The sequence below is a fragment of the Pontibacillus chungwhensis BH030062 genome (assembly GCF_000770675.1).
In the GTDB taxonomy this organism is placed as follows: domain Bacteria; phylum Bacillota; class Bacilli; order Bacillales; family BH030062; genus Pontibacillus; species Pontibacillus chungwhensis.
The window spans coordinates 91,697-115,276 of record NZ_AVBG01000006.1; the positions used below are offsets into that span (position 1 = coordinate 91,697).

A 23,580-nucleotide genomic window follows, 5' to 3' on the forward strand; every position below is an offset into this window, starting at 1 on the left:
GCGGGAGAGAGAGCTAGACGAGATCCCGCAGAGAGCGAAGCGAACGAGGAAGCTCGACAGCTCGCCCGCGGAAAGCGAGTGATTTCCAGGCCCACCTTTCGCTCCATTAAAGCTGACGGAAAGTTTCTCTAACGATCGCAAACTAAAACCAATAAAAAAGGCTGTTTCTATAAATAGAAACAGCCTCTTTTTTATTCTACCTGAAAGATTTTATAAACCTCTTCCTTCATGTGTACCCCTTTTGAAGAAGTGACTTCATCTGTGACAAGGAGCTTGTAAAACTGTACCCCTTCATACCCTTCTTCTGGAGCTTCTACATACACTTTAGTTTGATCATTGCTAAGGCGAACTTCAATGCCATCTACTTTATCTCCATTATGATCGATTACATAGATCGTTCCTTCTGAGACAGAGGAATCGAGTAGTGTGGTATTAAATTCGACTCTCCACTCTTTATTGTCTCGAACGTACTCGTAGTCCTCTGGTTCGTCGACTTCTGTATCTTCAGAATCATCATAAGAAGCGCGGAGTCTGTCCAGGAAGATCACGCCTCTGTTTTTATTGTCTTCGTCTATTTCTGCGATGTAAATCCGGCTTACTGATAATGGGAGCGCTGCTGTGTCAGGGATTTCGGCTGTCACGTATTTCCATCCGCTCCAATCAAGTTCTCCTTGTTCGGTGAAGCTGATCGTGACCGTTTGTCCGTTTCCATCGATTAACTTGCCACGGAGCCAATGATCATGGTCATCCCCATACACCCACATGCCAATATGGTCTGGACGGCCATCTATAGAGATTGGATTTTTTCTAACGATGTAAGAAGCGGCTGTGCCGGTCTGTCCCGTTACAAAATCGTACTCAAATCGCATAGATGCGTCACCTGCAACGAGAGGTTCAAACCCTGTACTCAAACGATTTGCACCTTTTGCTCGAACTGCATCATAGGTCCAAGCATCATTGCTTGTGAATTCATCTAAAGCTTGAGCTTTTCCTCCCACAGTTACAGCAGCTTTATACTCGTTACCGTTTAAGCTTGCCACAACTGAGCCTTTGGCAGCATCATTACCTGCAGAAAGGGTTCCATTTTGATCAATGGTCCCTATCGAGCCTTCTGTTGACCACTCAATCGTACTTTTATCAAAGATAAGTTCTTCATTATCTAAATACGCATCAGCATGAAAGTCCTGCTTGGTATCTGTTCCAAGTCGTACATCACTTGGGGAGATCGTAAACCGGTCCACGTCCTCTACTACTTCAACAGGAAGCTCTTTGGTTGCAGTACCGTACGTCACAACAATAGCCCCTGAACCTTCACGATCAGCCACGAAGCGATCCCCTTCCATATGGCCAACGTTGCCAGTCACAGAATAACGAATGTTACTTTCATTTATAGAAATCGGATAGTTATATTGGTCAAACAAAGAACCTACTTCTACCTCAACGGATGACCCGGCCATGATCTTCCCTTCCTTCGCCTTTTCTGCTTCCAGGTGAGTCGGCTGGCCATCTGTAGCTGTGTTGACGGCATGAAGCGTTGTAGAAACAGAGCGCTGCCATCCGTCTGATGGAGAGTTTACAACGCTTGGCAATGTATGCCCGCGCTGACGAACAGCCATCGTTGTGGAACCTCCGCCGTCTAGATTCATAGCCTGATAGATTCCTTTACTCTCTAAGTATTCGGCAAACTCAGTAAGGTTCATGCCATCGCTGTATCCATTTTGTCGACCGTCTACGGTAACAAAATAAACCTTAGAACCGTCCTTACTAGTTCCGACCGCCGTGCGTGGATGACGTTCACTTGCACGGTAGCTATCTTCATTCATCGAAATATCAACTTGTCCATTTTGTACAAGCATTGGACCACTACCTAGCATATACTGCGTATCCTTCCATGCCGATGGGATATCAATGCTTAAGGATAGATCGTCACCAACTTCAATATCATTATACCTTGAAGCAAGCGCACCACCTTGGATGGATAACACGAAGCCATCATCAGGTACTTGCGTTCGACCTTCTTTTCCATATGGTCGAATTTTTGTAACATTGCCTGTTACCTGTTCGCCGAAATCAACTTCGGAACTATCTAGTGGTTTATCTAAATTGTCCACGGTGATCTCAATGCCGTATTTATTTGATTTGGTCCAATCGAAACGGTAGGACGGTGTGTAGACGATGATCTCCCCTGCTTCACGGTCCTTATTCACAGAGTCAACGTTTACTCTGTCTCCATCATGCTCAAATTCCATGTCAAAATAAAATTCGCCAACTTGTGCACGACCATTTTCATCCATACCAAATGCAGTAGGAATGCTCATATACCCATTCGAATCGGACGAGATCGCTCCTAAGTTAAAGATCGACTGGTGCTCTGAAACGAGATATGCCGGTAGCGCATTATTCGTGTGGTAAAACGAGCCGTTAATGGAACCAAGGACCCGATTTCCTTCCTCACTAATAGACTTAGCCTGTGTTGTTACAGGACTCAGAGACGGAAATGGAACAGGATAATTCATCTGAACAGTATTATAAGATTTTGATACATCCACTTCCATAATATTTGTCGCCTCTTCTAAATACCCAGAATCCATTTGCTCTTTCCTGTGGGTCACTCCTGGAGCAACCTCATTATTCTCTTTTACTTGATAACTAGCAGCAGAAACACTCGGCGATTCTGCAGTCCAGCCCAGCATTGGTAGATTGTAAGCCGCCCCAATGATGGTAAAGATCATCATTAAAGAAAGAACGCGAACAAACCAAAGCTGTCTCGTACCCTTATGTAACATTCGTCTCCCCCTTATATGTCTGTAAAAAAACCAAACTACTAAAATAATACAGTTTAGTAAGACATTTTCTCAATAGACTAATGTAGGATTTTTATAGATTTTGACGAAAAAAGGGAGATAAATGCTAAAAAAGTAGTCATTTCGTAATTTATGACGACTTGTCCTCAAAAAATATGGTCCTTAAAGAGCAAGTACCTAGTGATCTCCTCGAGCCATTGTAATTTCTTTAATGAGCTGTTGGATTAGCTGATCTGTATTTGCAATGGAAGCTTTCTCTGTATCATCTATTATCGTTTGCAAAATGCTTCGCAAACGTTCTTGAGTTAGTGAATTCATACCTTCCACCTCTCTCTTTTTACATGATACGGTGGTCGGCCTCTGTGTGATACAAAATTAGGCTTGCCTTCTATAAAGAGGATCGTCTCTTCAGACGATTCCGTAGCCAAAACAAACCGCATGCGAGTAGAGCTCCCGCCGTATCAAGCGCAACATCACCCGCGTAAGGCGTTCTGTTCGGTGTAAATCCCTGATGCACTTCATCGAACACGGCATACAAAAATGTAAACAGAAGGCTCATTAAAGCAGACCTTCCCCAGGTTAGATTTGTAGATTTGCGAAGCGCAATATAAAAGAACATACATAATAGTAGGAATACACTCACGTGAGCCCCTTTTCGAATGAAGAATTCCACAAGACCATTCACACCAAGGGCCTCTACGCTCACTTCAGAATGATGATACGTAAATTGAATCCAATCAAGCATAGGAGCCAGAAATGATAAGTCCATCACATCACTCATAAACGGCTTAATATCCTGCTCCTCATAAGGCGTCGAAGAAGAATAAAAAATAACCCCCATCCAAACCAAAGGCCATAACCAATACCTCACAAACACCCCTCCTCCCCCGCCTATCTTACCACACCACAACACTAAAGCGTGCCAGACACCCAGCTTTGTGGTAAAGCACTAAAGGGTGTCTGGCACCATGCGTTCTTGTAGAGCGCTAAAGGGTGTCTGACACCATGCGTTCTGGTAAAGCGCTAAAGGGTGTCTGGCACCATGCGTTCTTGTAGAGCGCTAAAGGGTGTCTGGCACGCTTCGTTGCTTTAGATGGGGGAAGGATGGTTAGGAGTTGGATTTTGGTGGATACTGGGATTATAATGGAAGTATGATAATGAGAGGGGTTGTAGTGTAATGTCGATTAAGAAGGCAATCATTCCAGCTGCTGGACTTGGGACAAGGTTTTTACCAGCCACGAAGGCGATGCCGAAAGAAATGCTGCCAATTGTGGACAAACCAACCATCCAGTATATTGTGGAAGAAGCAATTGATTCCGGGATTGAGGATATCATTATTGTAACCGGAAAAGGGAAGCGGGCAATCGAGGACCATTTTGATCATGCACCTGAACTTGAAGATAATCTCATCAGTAAAGAAAAGTTCGACCTCCTTGAAAAAGTAAAGCAACCATCCAAAGTTGAAATTCATTACATAAGACAGAAAGAACCAATGGGACTCGGTCATGCTGTATGGTGCGCCCGTAAGTTTATCGGGAACGAACCGTTTGCCGTCCTTCTTGGGGATGATATCGTCCGAGCTGAGACACCTTGCTTGAAGCAACTTATTCAACAATATGAAGAAACGAAAACATCCATTGTAGGCGTTCAAAGTGTTCCAGATGAAGAAACCCATCGCTATGGAATTATCGATCCTGATCACCATAGCGGCGATCGCTATCACGTTCGTCAGTTTATTGAAAAACCTCCACAAGGTGAGGCACCTTCCAACCTGGCGATCACGGGACGTTACATTTTAACGCCTGAAATCATGATGTTTTTGGACAAACAAGAACTCGGTGCTGGTGGCGAAGTTCAGCTCACCGATGCCATCCAAAAGTTAAATGAGATCCAGCGCGTCTTTGCTTTTGAATTCCAAGGAGATCGCTACGACGTAGGCGAGAAGCTTGGTTTTATTAAAACAACGATGGAACTAGCTCTAGAAAGAGAAGAATTACGAGATGATCTCCTCACTTTCATGGATAAGACGTTAGAGCGTTATAAGCTTGATCATTATTAAAATGCCGACCGGGGGAATTTACCCCTGGTTTTCTTTTTTGCCATAAAATAAGTCATCGTTTTCTTAGCTTCAAAAAAAGAACTAAAAATGTTAATATTTTAGTTTATTTAAGAAAAAACTAGGTTAATGGTAGGGAAGGGACTATACCGAATATATTTCGTTTAGAACGACCTATACATCGATTGACAGACTTCGGAATGATTCGAGTATAATATTAAGCACGCTATTTTATTAGGAGGCTTTTATCAGAAAATGGGACAACCACAGAGGAAGAAATTAGATAAGACCCTGAAGCCCCACTGGGTTTGGGCAATTGCATTTGGTTCCGCCGTTGGGTGGGGTGCTTTTGTACTACCGACAGATTGGCTTCAAGGCAATGGGCCATTACCAGTAGTCATTGGTTTCTTGTTGGGAGCTATACTAATGACGGTAATCGGTGTAAGTTACGGATATCTCATTAAACAATTCCCTGTATCAGGGGGAGAATTTGCTTATGCTTATATTGGTTTTGGCAGAACCCATGCTTTCGTCGCAGGGTGGTTCTTAACGCTTGGTTACATATGTACAGTTGCATTAAATTCCTCGGCTCTTGCCTTACTAGGTAAGTTCTTATTCCCGAGTGTTGTAAAGGTCGTTCCCCTCTACACGATTGCAGGTTGGGACGTTTACCTCGGTGAGATCATTATTTCTACTGTTACATTGATTGTTTTTGCTTTCTTAAATATCCGAGGCGCCAGCTTTTCTGGTCGTTCTCAATTTATTTTTACAATGGTCTTACTATCCGGAGTCATTTTACTTGCGATCGGAGCGATTGTAAGCGATCAAGCGACTGCATCTAATATGCAGCCACTTATTGATCCAAGTAAACCAGCTATTGCGTCGATCTTGGCAATCGTAGCTATCACTCCTTGGGCATATCTTGGGTTTGATAATATACCTCAGGCTGCAGAGGAATTCGATTTTCCTCCTAACAAGGCCTTTAAATTAATCGTTTATGCATTGCTTGCTGCAGGACTTGCTTATTCTGTTATGGTGCTTACCGTTTCTAGTTTAGCTCCTTGGCAAGAATTAGCCGGATCAGCTTCTGCGTGGGCAACAGGTGACGCTATTGACAGCATATTCGGTCGCCTTGGCATATTTATTATCGCTACAGCATTAATTATGGGTATTTTCACAGGCTTAAACGGATTCTATCTATCCTCAAGTCGTTTAATGTTTGCGATGGGACGTGCTCGTGTTTTACCACAAATGTTCCACCGTCTACACCCGAAATACAACACACCTTATGTAGGGATTATCTTTACATCCATTCTATGCTTAATTGCACCATGGTTCGGTCGTGAAGTACTATTATGGATTGTAGATATGTCATCCATTGGTGTAACCATTGCATACTTCTATTGCTGTGCAACAGCATTCCGTATGTCGACATCAAAAGTTCAGAAGACCTTTGCTACTTTAGGGATTATCAGTGCCGCTACATTCTTCTTCTTATTAACAATGTGGTTCTTAGATTCTTCTCTATCTGCTCCATCCTACATCGCATTAGCTGTTTGGGCAGGACTAGGACTTCTCTTCTATCTCTTTAAACAAAAAGAGTACAATGCTATACCACGCAAAGAATTGAACTACTTGATCACAGAAAAAGAAGAAATCCCGCAAAACAAATAAAATCAACCAAAAGCCAACCGCTCAAAATCCAGCGGTTGGCTTTTTTCATTCCTCTAACACACTACCACTGTAAAGCCCCACATGGTGCCAAACACCCTTCAGCTCTGTAAAGAATCACAGCGTGCCAGACACCCTGCAGTGCTTTAAAAGGCTGCAGGGTGTCTGGCACGCTTTAGTTCTTTAGTGCAGTAAGGTTTGTGACGGTTGGGGGATATATTACAGGATTCACGTCTTTTGTCCTTGTTTTTGTTAAGGGGTGTTTACATTTGAGTCTTTGGGATGAATTTGTAATTTTTACTAAAATGATTATTTTGTCAGTGCAATCGGTTCCATCCTTGCCAATACAAGCGTATAGTGCTTTATGCCCCTCTATTTCAGAAGAATTACAACCATTGCAACACTTGTAAAACCCCTATATATTAGTAAGGCAATCGATTGCACAAATAAATCTACACAAAAATTCTACTTTTACGAGGTGACAGATCACATGTACAAACCATCTAAGCGCCTGACCCGCTTATTCGCTACAACGGCAATTGCTGCAACGGTATTCACTGCAGCTGCACCTAACGTTCTAGCCGTGACACAACCACATCCCGACCAAGAGCTAAATCAAGAAAATGTTAAGAAGCAAATGGAAGTTCAATCCGTTGAGCAACTAGAAGACGGTGTGAAACTAACCCTAACGGACCAGAAAGAAGCCTACATACGTTTATTCGCTGAAGATATGGCGAAGGTTTCGATCCTAGAGCAAGGTGAAGAAGAGTACTTCTCTGAAGGAATTGCAAAGAAAGAATGGGACGCTCCTTCTTTTGACGTAGAAGATGAAGGAAATGTTGTAACCCTTTCTACTGATGAAATTACGGTTAAGATTAAAAAGCAGCCGTTCGGGGTTAAATTCCTAGATAAAGAAGGCAACGTCATTAACGAAGATTACATGCAAAACGGTTCTGGTTACGACGAGGATAAGCCATATGTTTACAAGAAGACAAACAAAGATGAAGCATTCTACGGTTTCGGTGAACAAGCTGGCCTTAACGTGAACCAACGCGGTGAGAGCATCGGTATGTTCAACACAGATGCTTATGCTTATCAGACAGACACGAAGTATCTTTACACTTCCATTCCATTCTTCATGGGTCTGAAAAATGATAAAGCGTACGGAATCTTTTTCGATAACTCCAACCGTTCTTATTTTGAAATGGCTTCAGAAAGCGACGATTACTACTACTTCTACGCAGATGACGGGAAGTTAACGTACTACTTCATGTACGGACCTGAAATTCAAGATGTGTTAGATCGTTACACAGAACTTACAGGAAAAATGGAGAAACCAGCTAAGTGGACTCTTGGCCTGCATCAAAGTAAATGGGGTTACACAGCTGAAGAGATTGAGAATGTTGCCAAAACATACCGCGAGAAAGAAATTCCGCTAGATACGATGCACTTTGATATCGACTACATGGATGAGTACCGCGTATATACATGGGCTGACGATTACGCAAGCGAAGAACTTCATAACAATCTAGACAATATGAACTTCCATAAAATCGCCATCAATGACCCAGCTGTTAAGAAAGACCCAGGTTACTTCATGTACGACGAAGGAACAGCGAACGATTACTGGGCGAAAAATCCAGACGGGACCAATTTCGTAGGTGAAGTTTGGCCTGGTGACTCTGTATTCCCTGACTTTTCTAAAGAAGAAGTTCGTGACTGGTGGGCTGACCACTCGAAAATCCTTTATGATCAAGGCATTGACGGCATATGGAACGACATGAACGAACCGGCTGTATTTGATGGTCCATACCACACGGCTCCACTTGATGTAACATTCGGCGAAGGTGAGAATCAGCGTACACACGCAGAGTATCATAACCTTTATGGCCATGATGAAGCAGAAGCAACATACGAAGGTGCCTTGCAACACAATCCTGAAGAGCGTCCATTCGTACTGACTCGTGACATGTACGCAGGAACACAGCGCTACGCAGCTCTTTGGACAGGTGATAACGTAAGCCAATGGGATCACCTTCAAATGTCCATCCCAATGAACGCAAACGTTGGTCTTTCTGGTCAGCCGTTCGTAGGTAACGATATCGGTGGTTTCGCAGATCGTCCAGACGCTGAAATGTACGCTCGTTGGATCGAAGTTGGCGCATTCCTGCCATTCTCCCGCGTTCACTATGACAGTGATTCAAAAGCAGCGGTGAAACAAGGGCAAGAGCCTTGGGCATTCGGAAAAGAAGTTGAAGACATTAGTAAGAAATACATCGAAATGCGCTATAAGCTAATGCCTTACCTATACAACACATTTGTTGAAGCAGCTGAAACAGGCTCCCCTGTTCAACAGCCACTTGTGTACCAATTCCAAGAAGATGAGAACACGTACAACATTAGCGATCAGTTCATGTTCGGTGAAGAAATGATGCTTGCTCCTGTTGTGAAAGAAGGACAAACAGAGCGTGATGTTTACCTTCCTGAAGGTGAAACATGGGTAGATTATTGGACTGGCGAAGAGTATCAAGGCGGCCAGACGATTCACACGGCAGCTAAACTTGACCACCTGCCAATATACGTGAAGAAGGATGCAATGATCCCTACACGTGAAGTACAGCAATACACAGATGAAAAACCGTTAGAAAATCTTGTTCTTGATACGTACCTATCTGAAGAAGCTAGCTACTCCTTCTATGAAGACGATGGTGCTACACTTGATTACAAAGACGGTGAGTACAACATTACGAACCTTAACGTCGTTCGTAAAGGTAAGCACATCGAGTTCACACAAAGTAAAGAAGCAACTGGCTATGACAGTGAGCTTGACTCTTACACACTTAAGTTAAACAATGAAAAAGCTCCGAAGAAAATTAAAGCAGCTCGAGCGAAATACACTGAAGTATCTTCTGTAGAAGAAGTAAAAGCTCAGCAAGAAACGTATTTCTTTGATAAAGAAACAAGTACCCTTTATGTAACCGTACCTGCTGATGAGCGTCATAAAGTTAAAATCTTTAGCGGCAAATAAGAATGATCACAACACCCTAACTTGCTTAACATTTTTAACAGATAAAAAAGTACCGGCACCCCCTTACCTTTTCAAATACTTGCGAATTGTATAAGGATTGCCTGTACCACTCACATCTGAAAAATGGTAAAGTGTTATAGGGAGCATATCATGCTAATGTAAAAGCCATCTTAAGACTAACAGGCCTTCCTGTTAGTCTTTTTCTTTCAAAAAAATCGAACATAAAGGAGGGAATGGGATGAAAAAGAAACTCTTATTGCCGCTTATTTTTCTAGGTGTCCTTATCCTTTTACTTATACCGGCAAGATTCCTATGGTCCGAAGACGAAACATTTGAACCCCCTAATGAAAAATCCCCAGTTACGGATATTACAGTAGACACGATTCAAACCAATTTAGCAAGGTACGAACCTGGCCAACCGATTAAGTTTGATGCTGAACTCTCTGAGAAACCAAAGAACAGTTTAGACATGAAGATTACGTATTATCATCTCAACGACGTTGTCCATGAAAAGATCATCCAAGTTGATGAAAAAAAGATCAGCTGGGAGTGGACAGCTCCTGAAGAAGACTTTACAGGTTATTATGTTGAAGTAAGTCCTCTTCATAACCAAGACGGCAATTCAACGATCGGGCTTGATGTTTCTTCTTCATGGGACAAGTTTCCTCGTTACGGTTTCTTGTCTGATTTCTCCGAGAAACCTGAAGAGGAGCAAAAGTCAATCATCAACCAGCTCAACCGATACCATATTAACGGCTTACAGTTCTATGATTGGCATGACGAGCATCACCAGCCTCTTAAGCCAGAAGATGACAAGCCCCTTTCCTCATGGAAGAATATCGCCAACCAACCCGTCTCATATGGAACGGTTCAATCTTATATCGATTTAGCTCATAACAAGAGTATGATGGCAATGTCGTACAATTTGCTATACGGAGCCCTTTCTGAAGCGACAGAAGATGGGGTAAAAAAAGAATGGCGTTTATTCAAAGATCAAGAACAGGTAAAGTACGCCGTTCACGAACTCCCTGATGACTGGAAAAGCGACATTTACTTAACGAACCCGTCTAACGGAAGTTGGCAGAACTATATTTTCGATCAGCAACAAACCGTTTTTGACCATTTAACATTTGATGGATGGCACATCGACCAGCTCGGCTCTAGAGGAGATGTGTATGATTACAACGGGGATCCAGTTGCTCTCGACGAAACGTTCAAGGGCTTCTTGGAAAATGCTTATGAAACATTCGAAGATAAACAGCTTGTGATGAACGCTGTCAATCAGTTTGGCCAGAAGCAAATCGCCAACTCCTCTGCACCGTTCTTATATACAGAGTTGTGGAATCCGTTTAAATCTTACGAAGAGTTAAACAAGGTACTTAAAGAAAACGAAAAGCTATCTGAAGGTAAGAAAAACACTGTGTTAGCAGCTTATATGAATTACGACAAGTCTAACCAGGAAGGAACGTTTAACACACCTGGTATCCTATACACAGATGCACTGATTTTCGCTCAAGGCGGTGCTCATCTAGAGTTAGGAGAGCACATGCTTTCAAAAGAATACTTCCCTCATAATAAGTTGGAGATGTCTGAGGAGCTAAAGAACAAGATGGTCAGTTATTACGACTTCATGGTGGGATACGAAAACCTCTTGCGCGATGGTGTTTCATCAGCTCCGTTAGAGATCACAACAGAGAATTGGGTTCGCTTAACTTCTCAACCTGAAAAGGGGCAAATTTATACCTTTGCTAAAAAGCAGGACAACCGAAAAATCGTCCACTTCCTGAATTACTTTGACGCGACTCATATGAACTGGCGTGATACAAACGGCACGCAATCGGAACCTTCCGTGAAAGGCGATCTTACTGTCACGATTCAGGAAGAGAAAGAAGTAGACGAAGTATGGATAGCCTCACCAGACTGGAATGAAGGCCTTCCAACCAAACTGAACTTCACCCAAGAAGATGGCGAATTAACACTCACCATCCCCAAAATCAAATACTGGGACATGGTCGTCCTCGAATACAACTAAAACAGCAACACTCTAAAGCAATGAAGCGTGTCTGGCACCCGCTGTTGCTTTACAGCGTTAACGCAAGAAACGGTGTCTGACACCCTTTATCATACTAAAGGGTGCCAGGCACCGTTTTTCTATAAGTGCTGGTTGAATGTCGGAATGGAGTCAAGAGATGGTCCTTCTTTAATTTGCAGTGGCTTTAATAAGTTATCCATCCCAATTTCATCACGAAGGGTAAGCAGTTCTGCTAATGAAAGGTTCGTATCCATTTGTTTAGTCAAATCGGTTGCGAGTTGTTTTAAGGAAAGAAGCGTAAGGAATGACATTTGGGTCATATTCTTCATTACCCCTGCTACATCTACACTCTCTGGATTTTCGAACGAGACACCTTCATCAGCTATTTTCCCCATAACCTCTTGAACGGCTGGGTTTTCCATCGTTTGATCCATCATATCCTTCATAGCTTCTTGATCGACACGAACATAGTAATCCACACTTCCACCTAATTGTTCTTCAAAGTTTTGAATCATATCCGATGTGGACTTTTGCGCAGCAACCTCTTCCACATGAGAGACAAACACAGTATGTTGATTCGGTTTATAGGACAAAAGCGCAAGATTTGCTTTCTGTTCATTAATATCTTGAATCACTACGACCGACAAAGCATCCGATTCCATCCCTGGATCGTCTTCAATATCTAGCGGACTCACTTCAGGGAAATCATGACTAAATGAGCGCGTCTGGCTTTCAGCCGTTTCCTCTTTTGCTACTTTTTCACCTTCTTCTGTAGAAGAGCGCGTCCAAAAATCTTCATTTATTGTAATACCAGCCAAAAACAACAGTAGCGCAAGACTAAACAGGGACCTCCCAAATCGCGGCCTCATACACATCGATCCTTTACCTTTTTACCATCCATTCTAGCCAAACTCCCCCACTCACATACCTACCATCCGAGCAAGAAAAAATGAGAGCTTTGGTCCTTTAGTGAGTCGCAGGGTGCCAGACACCCTTTAGCGCTCTACAGCATTGATGGGTGTCTGACACGCTTTAGTTCTGTACAGCAACAACGGGTGTCTGGCACGCTTCATAGCTTTATCACACAAAAGTGAGGAGGGGAGTTTTGTGTTGGGGGTGGGTTGTGCGGTACAATGGCAGTATTGTATAAGTACGTTCATGGTTAGAAAGGGAGTCTTTTTGATGATTGATATTACATCGACGGAAGTGTTGGAACTAAGCGGTTGGTTAACCTATCAGCGTGGTGCGAATTATTATCAGGATGGATTGGTGAAGTATATCAATCGTTATGTAGGGACGGACCCAAATCGCACCTTCGTTCATGCGACTGTGGAAGGTAGCCGGATAGAGGATTATGAAGTTCATCTCACGTTTTCCACCCAATATGGAAACTACGAGCGCGGCCGTTGTACTTGCCCGGCTTACGCAGATGGACAGGCGATGTGTAAGCATATGGTCGCAGCTTTGCTTGAGACAATCGGTCGTTATACGAATAACACCACCGTGTGGAATAAACAGAATGATTCTCTCACAGAACGCGGCATTTTTGCTCAGCCATCTGCAACAGACACAGCCAAGCAACTGAACCTTGCTTCATCTTTTGTCGATGAACTCATGGACTACATGGCGAGTGAAGAGGACGAAGCTGGTCTCTTCCAGTCTTCAAAAGAACCCCTCTATCTCCAATTTGAGCTTGAGAATATCGCTTCTCGCTTCGCACAGCGAGACAGCGTTGAACTTTCCATGAAAGCAGGAACCTCAAGGCTTTATGTCGTTAAAGATCTGGCGGAGTTCATTGATGCATGGTACGAGCAGGAACCGCTCTACTTCACACAATATTATACGTACGATCCGGAACAGCAAATTATGGCCCCGGAGGATGCAGCCGTCTTAGAGAAGCTTTATCCTCTAGTCAAAAGCCAGCAAATGTACGCAGAAAATGATTTCTACCGCTCAAGCAGCTCAAAGAAAACGATTCGAATTCCAGATCAATTCCTGACAGAACTGCTGACTCTTTTTGAAGAATGTGACTCAGTTGTCTTGAAACATCATAAGTCAGAGATTCCGTTCAAAGTTGTGCACAATACATTCCCTGAAAGTTTCCTCTTATCAAAAGAAGGCGATAACTTCTCCCTTTCCATAGCTGATAATGGATTCTTAGCACAACCGATTGGAACGGCTCCTTACCTATATAAGGATGAGCTTATTTATAAAGTGAGCGACTCCTTACGCCCGACTGTTCTTCCGCTTTTCCACCATCTACGCGAGCAAAGCTCCAATCGCCAGCTTTTTGACCGAGAGCATATTGAGCAGCTCGCCGGAACGGTATTTCCGATATTGGAAGCTCACAATCTCCTCCAGGTGGACAGTGGAATAACGAGCCAGATAAAACGCTATGACCTGGCGCCTGTTATGTATTTAAATGAGCAAGACGGAAGCTTACGGGCTGATCTTGAGTTCCACTATGGGGATGAAACGATTAATCCATTTACAGGTGGACGCCAGGACTCTGAACAACTTTTATCCCGTAATATGAAAAAAGAACGCCAGATTATGAACCTAATTGAGCAGGCGAATTTCCACTGGAATGGGTCTGTCCTTTCTTTAAGTGGTAGTCAAAATTTGGGGCGCTTTTTCTACCGCATCTTACCGGAGCTAGAGAAGCGCGCAGATGTGTACAAGGCACCTGAAGTTGACGAAATGTACAGCAGCCTTCCTGAAGAGGTACCTGTTTCACTCGACGTTGATGAGAACTATGGCTGGTTCGAAGTACGTTTTCCAACTGATGACTTAACTGACGCTGATATTCAGCAGTTATTCCATTCATTAAAAGCTAAGGAAGACTATCACCAGCTTAGTAACGGGAAGATCTTATCGCTTGAAGACGATGCATGGGATAACACGCGCAGTCTTTTCGAAGACCTTGATCTTGATGGGAATGATATTCAGGACGGTGTGATGCACTTACCGAAGTACCGTGCACTCCAGGTGGACACTTCAACAGGTGTTAAACAAAGTGAAGCGTTCCAAAAATTAATTGAGACCGTAAAAAGTCCGGAAACGTTAAATGAAACACCTCCAGACAAGTTACAGGCGAACCTTCGCGATTATCAGCTGCGAGGCTTTCAGTGGCTTCGCGCTTTGTCGCGACATGGTTTTGGCGGTGTGCTAGCAGATGAAATGGGGCTTGGGAAGACACTTCAGGGCCTCGCTTATATCGTAGCAGGCCGAGAAGAGCGCCCTGATGCCCATCCGTTTCTTGTTGTCGCGCCGGCTTCTCTCATTTATAACTGGGAACAAGAAGCGAAGAAGTTCACACCACACCTTAATATCCGCGTAGTGGCGGGCTCTAAGCAGGAGCGAAACGCCATCATTGAAGATTTAAGCGGTGTCGATTTAATCATTACATCGTACTCGATGATTCGGAGAGATGTGGAGCAATACAAGGCTTATTACTTCCAAGGGATGCTTCTTGATGAAGCGCAGTCATTCAAGAACCATACATCCTTAACGTATAAAGCGATCCAAGGTGTTCGAGCTGAAACAGCTTTTGCTCTGACAGGTACTCCAGTTGAGAACAGGGCTGAGGAGCTATGGTCGCTCTTCTCTGTCGTTATGCCAGGGTTATTATACGATCGAAAAACGTTCAAGAACCTCCCTCAAGGTATGGTGCAGAAGAAGATCACGCCATTTGTTCTCCGCCGAACGAAGAAGGAAGTGTTAAAAGAACTTCCAGACAAGATTCAAACGGTGCGCTATACAGAGTTAACAAAAGAACAACGTCAACTTTATGTAGGATACCTCAACGAGGTGCAACGACAAACAAAGTCCCAGCTTCAAGGCGAAGGCTTCCAAGCAAACCGTATGCAAATCTTAAGCAACTTAACACGATTGAGACAGATTTGCTGCCACCCGTCCCTTTTCATGGAAAACTATCAAGGGGACTCAGGGAAGCTTGAAGAACTAAGAACGTTCATTCAAGAAGCGCATGCCAATGGCCAACGAATGCTCATTTTCTCGCAGTTCACATCCATGCTTGGCTTAATTGCTAAAGTCGTTGAAGAAGAGAATCTCACTTACTTCTATCTAGACGGTTCCACCCCTTCACAAGAACGCGTGCAGATGGCCACTCGTTTCAATGAAGGAGAGCACGACGTCTTCCTCATTTCGTTAAAAGCAGGAGGAACCGGGCTGAACCTGACAGGAGCAGATACAGTCGTCCTCTACGACCTATGGTGGAACCCAGCTGTAGAGCAACAAGCAGCAGACCGGGCCCACCGCATAGGGCAGAAAAAATCTGTCCAAGTCGTCAAAATGATCGCTCAAGGGACCATAGAAGAGAAAATCCAATCTCTGCAAGAGAAAAAACAAGACCTGTTCGATACGCTGATCCAATCCGGTGAAGGCAACCTCACCGCCCTATCCGAAGACGACATCCGCGAAATCCTATCCATCTAACCACCGGCACTTCAGCGCTCTAAAGCAATGTATGGTGTCTGGCACCCTTCAATGCTCTAAAGCAATGCATGGTGTCTGACACCCTTCAGTGCGCTAAAGCAATGCATGGTGTCTGGCACCCTTCAGTGCACTAAAGCAACATATGGTGTCTGGCACCCTTCAGTGCGGTGAATTAGAAAAGGCCTGTCGTACTCCTAAATGAGTGCGACAGGCCTTTTGTTTTATTTCTTATAGAAGTGTTCGTTTAACCATTCTTTAAAGTATTCAAAGTCCTCATGAACACGGTTTTTGTAAAACTCAGACCAAATATTGAGTTCTTTAGCGAAACCGTCAAAGTCATCACCAATTGCTTGTAATATAGCTTTTTCACTGTGATAATCTAATAACCCGTGCTCAAGATCCGTATCTGCCCGAGCATGAATTTTAGCTGAAATTTTACCCATTGTTTTAACCGTTCTCTTCACTTCTTTATGCTCTTGCAAGTGCTTTTCCTTCAGATCTTTCTCATAAGGTGAGCGCTCACGGACATAAAAGTCCCGGTTTTGCATCGTAAAGTAACCTAAATACGGGTCAGACATGTGATGCATCGCTTGTTGGGTTGTAATGACCCGCTTCCCTTGTTGTTTATGGGATTGCCAGAAATCCTCATCATACGGGAAGAAGTAAGCTGGAATTGGTGCACGCGCTTCTTTTGCCTCTAAAATAATGTCATCGTGATGCTCGTTATCATGCTGCCCTTCGATTAAAATGTAGAAACGTTTTAACCCTGTTGAACCAATACCTGCACCTTTTTTCTTCACGATATCTTTAATGTCATAGTGCTCGTTACTTTGAAAACTCTCTTCCGCCAGACTCTCCAAGTACATGTTCCATATCTTCACAATTTCTTTATACTCGTTATTGGATACAGAGTCGAGCTTCGTTTTTTCCCGGTCGAAAATACGATTCCCCTCAGCATCAAATGTCGTTTGTTTATCTAATTCATGGGTGGCCTGTCGCTCCTCAAGCTTCTTAAGAGCCTTCTTAATTGGCCCTTTCGTATGATCAACAGTGAAACGAGTTGTAACAGGATCTTCGTCTCCTTTTACGAACTTATTCATCTGTTTGTAATAAGCTTTCAAGTATTTCTCCACGAAATCATCCTGAGATTCCTTGTCGAAACCTTGCTGTTCAGCAAACAAGCGGATACTGACCACCATCCGTAATACATCGTAGAGGTAGGAACCTAGGTACCCTTCGTCAAAATCATCTACGTCAAAAACAATTTCCCCGCTCTCATTTTGGAAGGCGCTGAAATTGTCAAAATGAAGGTCCCCCATAATCCAAGTAGGCTTATCCTCCGGAGTATGATAACTAAACGGAATGTTTGTTACGTCATAGAAAAACAAGTAAGCACTACCTCTGAAAAAGCTATAAGGATCCTGCTTCATCTTGTTATACTTTGCCTTACGATCCGTTTTACTTAAGTTCATCAAATAGCTATCAAACTGCTCTAAAATCGTATGCAACGTCTGCTTACGTAAATATTTCTTTGTATCTTTAATCCGTTCACCAGAATGTTGAACCATACCGCTACCTCCTTTTCAAGCTATTGTGAATCATTCCCCTCACCCCACAAACCAAAACTAGGCAAAACTTGGTGACTCTTCCACTGTTACGCACTAAAGGGTGTCTGGCACGCTTTATCCTGCTAAAGCTTTTCAGGGGGCTTTTGGGTTACATACTGTTCGTAAGTTAAATGTGGGGTTTGGAAGTATTTTAGCGTTTTAGAAGTGTTAATTTGATAGGGGTTATGTTTCGAAATGTAAGCATTATAGCTGCTCCACGGGTAGTCTTCAGGGGAACTTACGAGGTTCGCTTCTACAGGGTTCCTATGAATGTAACGGCTGCAGAAGAGAAAATAAAAAATCGAATCGATAAACTCCGACCCATATCTTCCTTGAAATAAATGACCGCTTACGTCATGGCGATCGTTAAAATACCGAGCATACCTACTTTGGATCGACTTCATGATAACACCGGGAGGAACATCTATTAACTCAATCAACAGGTGAACATGATTGTTCATCAAACAGTAGGCGTATAAATGAAACGGATACGATTCCTTTGCCATCGCAACATAACGCATATATTGTTTAAGATCACGCTCATCCTTAAATATTTCTTGTTTCCTATTCCCTCTCGCTGTTATGTGATACATCGCTCCAGAATGCCAAGTTCGATGGTTACGTCCCATACTCTCACCTCCCTTCTATCACACCTAACTACATTAACCAACCTCAAACCAAAATCCTCCCTCCCGTTCAAAAAAAACTTCGATCTTTATCACACTAAAAGGAAGAAGCGTGCCAGACACCCTTTGTTTCAGCATCGCACTAAAGGGTGTCTGGCACGCTTTAGCGCTTTATAAGGGCATAGCATATGCGTCCACTTTGTTAATAATCATCATTTTGTCACATTTTTTATCATAGCTAGGTTGTGTTTCGATTCTCAGATCTCTATGATTTAAAGTAGATGCTAAAGGAAGGGGGAGCGCTATGCTACCTGTTGACCGATTGAAGAAAATCCAAGCGTGGCTAGAAAAAGAAGAAGCGCTCAGAGTTAGCGATATCAGCACGAGACTTGGGGTTTCTGAAATGACCATATACCGTGATTTGAAGCCTTTACTCGATCGTAAAGAGGTTGTGAAAACTTCAAACGGTTTCGCATTAGCTCCTCCGTCGCCAACCCATTCAGACACAACGTATTGTTCGTTCTGTCATAAACATAATGGACAACAACAATCCGTACAACTCTTCATGAAAAATCAGCCTATGGAAAAGACGTGCTGTATGCATTGCGGACTTTTGAGATACGAACACACAAGGAAGCAGGTAACACAAATTCTGTGCAGAGACACTCTTCTTCAAACCACAATTAGCGCCATTAACGCTACATATATTGTGGATTCCGAGCTACCTTTACGCTGCTGTCAACCACAGGTCTTGCCATTTGAAACGAGAGAACATGCTCTAAAGTTTCAAAAAGGATTTGGAGGCCAATTGTGTACATTTGATGAAGCGCTCGAAGTGATACACAGTAAAATGGGCAGTTGCCATTAACCCAACTATTATAAGGAGATGTATTTATATGAGAAGACGACAATATGGACTTATTTTCTTTACCTTCACCCTTTTGCTTCTTGCAGCATGCGGGGGACAAAGCAATGGAGACAACGACAGCCAATCCTCTGATGATGAAGAAGTTAAGATGCTAAACGTAGATCTAACCACAGATCCAGCAAGCGAAAACGTCGAACCAGGAGAACCTTTCACAATTCAAGCTGCCGTAACTTTCGGTGAAGAAGAAGTAAACGACGCCGAAGAAGTTCGTTTTGAATTCTGGAAAAAGGGCGAAGAACACGAAGAAGTTGATGCCGAGTTCACCGAAAACGGAAACTACGTCCTCGAGAAAACGGTCCAAGAACCAGGCATATATTACGTAATTTCACACGTCACTGCTCGCGGTATGCATAACATGCCCCAAAAAGAAATTGTTGTAGGTGACGTAAATCCTGACAAAGGGTCTGAGGGAGAAGCTTCCCATTCTGAATCTGAAGAAGGACATGAGGACCACGATAGTGAAGAATCAGCTGGTCACGATGAGCAGCACGGTCATGGAACGAATGTCATGGCACATGTCATGCTCCCTGAAAAGGTAAAAGCTGGCGAAGAAGTAACGATTACAGGTCATTTACAACAAGACGAAGCACCCGTTAAAGGCGCCGAAGTCCAGTTCGAAATCTGGAAAAAAGACAGCGAGAAACACAACTATGTCGATGCTACTGAGCCAAAAGACGGAGAATATCAAGCATCTTATACATTTGATGATTCCGCTACTTATCACGTCAAGCTCCACTACAAAAAGGGCGATATGCACGATCACAAAGAGAAAACAATCAACGTCCAATAACACCAAAAAGGCAAGCCTCAACAAGGCTTGCCTTTTTAATCCCTTTATCACACCACCAGAAAAAAGGGTGTCTGACACCCTCTGCTACTTCACAGCACTAAACGGTGTCTGACACCCTTTAATTCTATATATCATTAAAGCATTTATGGCTTCATTTGATACTGTAGTACGCGAAAGGGGTGACAGAAGGGGTTTAAATCTTTTATAATAGTGTTTTGGTATGACGGAAATATAGGAAATATTCATCGGAGGTATACATCATGAAAATTAATCGAAATGACCCATGTACATGTGGTAGCGGTAAAAAATATAAAAAATGTTGCGGGAAAGAAAATGCAACTGAGCTAAATGCAAACTTAATTCGCCAAGAATTAAACACCGTTCAAAATCAAATCATGCAATTTTCTGTAGACCGGTTCTCTTCAGAATTGCAGATTTTAATGGCTGACTTCCAGGCTGAAATGGAAGATGTGGAGGACTTGAAAGAAACCCTTACGAACCTTTACTTATCCTGGGTAATGATCTACTCCCCTATTAAGGATGAGAAAACAGCCCTTCAGTGGTATGTAGAGAAAAATGGAAATAAATTAAAACGTCAGAAGACACGTGAACTATTAAACACGTGGGGTGAGAATCCACCTTCTGTATTCAAAGTTGGGGAGCCTGTCACAAGTGAAGTAACTACAGTAACAGACGTGTTCACAAACGAAACCTATAACGTCCTATTTGAAGAAGACAGCACACCTGATGAGGACAGCCTTGTATTAGGTCTTCCAATCTTAACAGGTGATTACTATGAATTCTTCCTCGTTACATTTATTGTACAGCCCCAGCTTGAAGAGAAGTTCATGTCAGAAGTAGATGCAGAAACATTCAAGGCAAACCCAGAAGCGTTGAAAGAATCCTTCCCAGAAGTGATTAAACTAACAGCAGGATTATACAATACAGTAGATGCATCTGAACGTATAAGCTGGCAAGATGACAAGCAAAAAGAAGTCCTTGATCTATTCCTGAAATCAGAAGGTATGAACGAAATTACTGAAGAAGAGGAAGAAACAGCTACATTCTTCTGGTACCTATACTGCAAACGTCAGGAACCAACAATCCGTAAACCAGAAATTTATGCTGGCGCTCTTGAGTATACATTGCGTTCTCACCTAAATGAGTGGACACCAATTTCCCAAAAAGACGCAGCAGCTCAATACGGCACATCCGGTACAAGCATCTCAGCAAAATACCGTGATATGACGACCGCCCTATCCGACGTTATTGACGAAGCACACGAAACCCTACAAGAAGCAGCACAATAACACTTCACAGCACTAAACGGTGTCAGACACTCTTTAGCGCTGTAAAGAACCACATGGTGTCTGGCACCCTTTAGTTAACTAAAGGGTGCCAGTTTTTATTTAACTTGGTTTTCTAACGTGCCAATTCCTTCAATACTTATAGTCATTGTGTCTCCGGATTTCAAATATTGGGGTGGGTTCATCCCTTTCCCTACACCACTCGGCGTTCCAGTGGCAATCACATCCCCCGGCTCTAACGTCATGCCTGCCGAAATGATTGCAATAAGCTCAGCAATAGAGAAAATCATATCAGTCGTGTTTCCATCTTGACGGATCTCTTCATTTATATAGGTTTTAATAGATAAATATTGTGGATCATCTATATCTGCCGCCGGTACAATTGCAGGACCAAATGGAGCTGAAGTATCGAGAGATTTCCCTTTAAAGAACTGCTTATGCCTCTTCTGCAAATCTCTAGCTGTTACATCGTTGACGATGGAATAACCAAATATGTAATCTTCCGCTTCTTCTTGTGTAAGGTCACGCCCTTCTTTACCAATAATGACTGCTAACTCTCCTTCATAATCTAACTGACTCGTAAGCTTTTCATGCACCTCTACAACTTCACCGGACCCCACCACTGATGTAGCTGGTTTCGTAAATAAAATCGGATCTTCCGGTATTGAGCCAGGATCTTGCTGCGTCATTTCTAACGCATGTTCCTTATAGTTCTTCCCTACGCATATGATATTTTTGGGTGGTAGAAAAGGCGCCTTTACTTGTACATCCTCATATCCCACACTCTCCCAACCTGATACTTCTTCCCTATCAATCCTTACACCAGAGCGAATAAATTCTAACAAGCTAAGATACCGCTCTGTCCACTCACTCGAAAAATGGACACGCTGATCCACTTCTACGCCCCAAGTATCTGAGCCATTTAATTCAAACGTAACAAACTTCATGAGAAACCCTTCCTTCAATAAGATTTCACTCATTCTATCATTTCTCCCCTTAAAAAAGGTAGTCTTTATCACTCTATCGTAATACATCGTGCCAGACACCCGTTACTGCTCTAAAGCGCTAAACGGTGTCTGACACCCTTCACTCCACTAAATAACAAAATTTTGAGAAAAGAATGAATAAAAGGTTCCGAATTGAAGGCAACAGGTGTAAAATTCCCTTATTATCTATTTGTGAGGAGTGAAACAGAATGAAGATGTTAGAGAAAATCAGTAGTTTTATGGGGAGTTCTTTTGCCATTTGGGTTATATTATTCGCGGTCTTATCATTTATTTTCCCTGGAGGTTTCACTTGGATCGCTCCTTACATTGTGCCGCTTCTCGGAATTATCATGTTCGGTATGGGACTGACGCTTTCGAAATCCGATTTCGCCGAAGTGTTTAAGAGGCCTAAGGACGTAGCAGCCGGTGTGGTTGCTCAATTTACCATCATGCCGTTACTCGCATTCGCATTAGCGGTGTTACTTCCTGTTTCACCAGAAGTAGCTGCAGGAGTAATCCTAGTTGGGTGCTGTCCTGGAGGAACATCCTCTAACGTGATGACATACTTATCAAGAGGAGATACAGCTCTATCAGTAGCAATCACAGCTGTTTCTACTCTATTAGCACCACTATTAACACCAGTGCTTGTCTTGCTATTTGCCAGCCAGTGGCTACCAGTGTCAGCAGGTGCTTTATTCCTATCGATTGTAAAAATCGTCATCGTCCCAATCATTCTTGGACTAATTGTTAAAGCCGCGCTAGGCAAAAAGAGCGAAGCCGGTATTAAAGCAATGCCTATTGTATCAGTAGTTGCCATTGTGGCGATTGTAGCAGCAGTTGTAAGTGTGAATCAGGGAAAAATCGCCGAAACAGGAGCGCTGATCTTCGCGATTGTCGTTCTACACAATGTACTCGGTTACGGTGTAGGCTACGGGATCGCAAAGCTTATGGGGATGGATCCATCTAAACAACGCGCTGTGTCTATCGAAGTCGGTATGCAAAATTCAGGCCTGGGCGCCTCACTAGCAGCCGCGCACTTTAGCCCTCTTGCCGCTGTCCCAAGCGCCATCTTCAGCGTATGGCACAACATCTCAGGTCCTATCATCGCTACACTTTACCGTAAACAAAAAGAAAAAAGCGAATCCAAACAAAACCTAACAAAATCCGCCTAACCAAAGCGCCCTCTCTATGCAGAGGGCGCTTTACTACATCACAGACCCACAGCGTGCCAGACACCCTGCAACACTGCACCGCATCGAAGGGTGCCTGACACCCTTCACCACTCTA

16 protein-coding genes are annotated in these 23,580 nt (G+C 43.2%); 9 read left to right on the forward strand and 7 right to left on the reverse strand.

The genetic code is table 11. From position 1 onward, the window contains the following. Positions 1-191 precede the first annotated feature (191 nt). The 3 genes from N780_RS09595 to N780_RS09600 all read right to left on the reverse strand — a co-directional run bounded on the left by N780_RS09595 (position 192) and on the right by N780_RS09600 (position 3,675). Entirely contained in the window at positions 192-2,786 is a 2,595-nt protein-coding gene (locus N780_RS09595; RefSeq protein WP_036783043.1) for a phosphodiester glycosidase family protein, read from the reverse strand. A 195-nt stretch (positions 2,787-2,981) separates the two neighbouring features. After that, the gene (locus N780_RS19800; protein WP_156969131.1) at positions 2,982-3,122 is read right to left on the reverse strand and encodes a hypothetical protein; all 141 of its coding nucleotides are present in this window, start codon (positions 3,120-3,122) and stop codon (positions 2,982-2,984) included. Between the two features lie 70 nt (positions 3,123-3,192). Beyond that, the gene (locus N780_RS09600; RefSeq protein WP_232299513.1) at positions 3,193-3,675 is read right to left on the reverse strand and encodes a VanZ family protein; all 483 of its coding nucleotides are present in this window, start codon (positions 3,673-3,675) and stop codon (positions 3,193-3,195) included. Positions 3,676-3,981: 306 nt separating this feature from the next. Between N780_RS09600 and galU the strand changes: the two genes are divergently transcribed. From galU to N780_RS09620, 4 genes are all read left to right on the forward strand, one after another. After that, positions 3,982-4,863, forward strand: a complete 882-nt coding sequence (gene galU, locus N780_RS09605; protein ID WP_036783046.1) for a UTP--glucose-1-phosphate uridylyltransferase GalU — start codon at positions 3,982-3,984, stop codon at positions 4,861-4,863. 252 nt (positions 4,864-5,115) lie between these two features. Further along, on the forward strand, positions 5,116-6,534 hold the full coding sequence (locus N780_RS09610) for an APC family permease (RefSeq protein WP_036783049.1): 1,419 nt from the start codon (positions 5,116-5,118) through the stop codon (positions 6,532-6,534). A 487-nt stretch (positions 6,535-7,021) separates the two neighbouring features. Continuing rightward, complete coding sequence (locus N780_RS09615) at positions 7,022-9,559, forward strand: glycoside hydrolase family 31 protein (RefSeq protein WP_052114985.1); 2,538 nt, start codon at positions 7,022-7,024, stop codon at positions 9,557-9,559. Between the two features lie 238 nt (positions 9,560-9,797). Beyond that, complete coding sequence (locus N780_RS09620; protein ID WP_052114986.1) at positions 9,798-11,591, forward strand: glycoside hydrolase family 66 protein; 1,794 nt, start codon at positions 9,798-9,800, stop codon at positions 11,589-11,591. A 119-nt stretch (positions 11,592-11,710) separates the two neighbouring features. Here N780_RS09620 and N780_RS09625 read toward each other — a convergent pair whose 3' ends face one another. Beyond that, a complete protein-coding gene (locus N780_RS09625; RefSeq protein ID WP_198135845.1) occupies positions 11,711-12,460 on the reverse strand; it encodes a hypothetical protein in 750 nt (249 codons plus the stop codon). 313 nt (positions 12,461-12,773) lie between these two features. Between N780_RS09625 and N780_RS09630 the strand changes: the two genes are divergently transcribed. After that, positions 12,774-16,049, forward strand: a complete 3,276-nt coding sequence (locus N780_RS09630; protein ID WP_052114987.1) for a DEAD/DEAH box helicase — start codon at positions 12,774-12,776, stop codon at positions 16,047-16,049. Between the two features lie 221 nt (positions 16,050-16,270). Here the strand turns inward: N780_RS09630 and N780_RS09635 are convergent, their stop codons facing one another. Continuing rightward, complete coding sequence (locus tag N780_RS09635; protein ID WP_036783057.1) at positions 16,271-17,617, reverse strand: DUF2252 domain-containing protein; 1,347 nt, start codon at positions 17,615-17,617, stop codon at positions 16,271-16,273. 122 nt (positions 17,618-17,739) lie between these two features. Next, on the reverse strand, positions 17,740-18,285 hold the full coding sequence (locus N780_RS09640) for an REP-associated tyrosine transposase (RefSeq protein WP_036783058.1): 546 nt from the start codon (positions 18,283-18,285) through the stop codon (positions 17,740-17,742). A gap of 301 nt (positions 18,286-18,586) precedes the next feature. On the opposite strand from N780_RS09640, the gene N780_RS09645 reads away from it, so the two are divergent. From N780_RS09645 to N780_RS09655, 3 genes are all read left to right on the forward strand, one after another. Then, entirely contained in the window at positions 18,587-19,150 is a 564-nt protein-coding gene (locus tag N780_RS09645; protein ID WP_036783060.1) for a DeoR family transcriptional regulator, read from the forward strand. Between the two features lie 28 nt (positions 19,151-19,178). Next, complete coding sequence (locus N780_RS09650) at positions 19,179-20,000, forward strand: FixH family protein (RefSeq protein ID WP_036783062.1); 822 nt, start codon at positions 19,179-19,181, stop codon at positions 19,998-20,000. A 260-nt stretch (positions 20,001-20,260) separates the two neighbouring features. Next, the gene (locus N780_RS09655) at positions 20,261-21,310 is read left to right on the forward strand and encodes an SEC-C metal-binding domain-containing protein (RefSeq protein ID WP_036783065.1); all 1,050 of its coding nucleotides are present in this window, start codon (positions 20,261-20,263) and stop codon (positions 21,308-21,310) included. Between the two features lie 95 nt (positions 21,311-21,405). On the opposite strand, the gene N780_RS09660 is transcribed toward N780_RS09655, so the two are convergent. Further along, positions 21,406-22,254, reverse strand: a complete 849-nt coding sequence (locus N780_RS09660) for a fumarylacetoacetate hydrolase family protein (protein ID WP_036783326.1) — start codon at positions 22,252-22,254, stop codon at positions 21,406-21,408. Positions 22,255-22,502: 248 nt separating this feature from the next. Here N780_RS09660 and N780_RS09665 point away from each other — a divergent pair, with 248 nt between their 5' ends. Beyond that, entirely contained in the window at positions 22,503-23,465 is a 963-nt protein-coding gene (locus N780_RS09665) for a bile acid:sodium symporter family protein (protein WP_036783068.1), read from the forward strand. Positions 23,466-23,580: the final 115 nt, after the last annotated feature.

Bases quoted from the DNA above. Each gene is read 5' to 3' on its own strand.
- N780_RS09665 (WP_036783068.1), top strand. From the start codon at position 22,503: ATGAAGATGTTAGAGAAAATCAGTAGTTTTATGGGGAGTTCTTTTGCC.
- N780_RS09625 (WP_198135845.1), bottom strand. From the start codon at position 12,460: ATGAGGCCGCGATTTGGGAGGTCCCTGTTTAGTCTTGCGCTACTGTTG.
- N780_RS09660 (WP_036783326.1), bottom strand. From the start codon at position 22,254: ATGAAGTTTGTTACGTTTGAATTAAATGGCTCAGATACTTGGGGCGTA.
- N780_RS09640 (WP_036783058.1), bottom strand. From the start codon at position 18,285: ATGGGACGTAACCATCGAACTTGGCATTCTGGAGCGATGTATCACATA.
- galU (WP_036783046.1), top strand. From the start codon at position 3,982: ATGTCGATTAAGAAGGCAATCATTCCAGCTGCTGGACTTGGGACAAGG.
- N780_RS09630 (WP_052114987.1), top strand. From the start codon at position 12,774: ATGATTGATATTACATCGACGGAAGTGTTGGAACTAAGCGGTTGGTTA.
- N780_RS09635 (WP_036783057.1), bottom strand. From the start codon at position 17,617: ATGGTTCAACATTCTGGTGAACGGATTAAAGATACAAAGAAATATTTA.
- N780_RS09610 (WP_036783049.1), top strand. From the start codon at position 5,116: ATGGGACAACCACAGAGGAAGAAATTAGATAAGACCCTGAAGCCCCAC.
- N780_RS09620 (WP_052114986.1), top strand. From the start codon at position 9,798: ATGAAAAAGAAACTCTTATTGCCGCTTATTTTTCTAGGTGTCCTTATC.
- N780_RS09650 (WP_036783062.1), top strand. From the start codon at position 19,179: ATGAGAAGACGACAATATGGACTTATTTTCTTTACCTTCACCCTTTTG.
- N780_RS09595 (WP_036783043.1), bottom strand. From the start codon at position 2,786: ATGTTACATAAGGGTACGAGACAGCTTTGGTTTGTTCGCGTTCTTTCT.
- N780_RS09655 (WP_036783065.1), top strand. From the start codon at position 20,261: ATGAAAATTAATCGAAATGACCCATGTACATGTGGTAGCGGTAAAAAA.
- N780_RS09615 (WP_052114985.1), top strand. From the start codon at position 7,022: ATGTACAAACCATCTAAGCGCCTGACCCGCTTATTCGCTACAACGGCA.
- N780_RS09645 (WP_036783060.1), top strand. From the start codon at position 18,587: ATGCTACCTGTTGACCGATTGAAGAAAATCCAAGCGTGGCTAGAAAAA.
- N780_RS19800 (WP_156969131.1), bottom strand. From the start codon at position 3,122: ATGAATTCACTAACTCAAGAACGTTTGCGAAGCATTTTGCAAACGATA.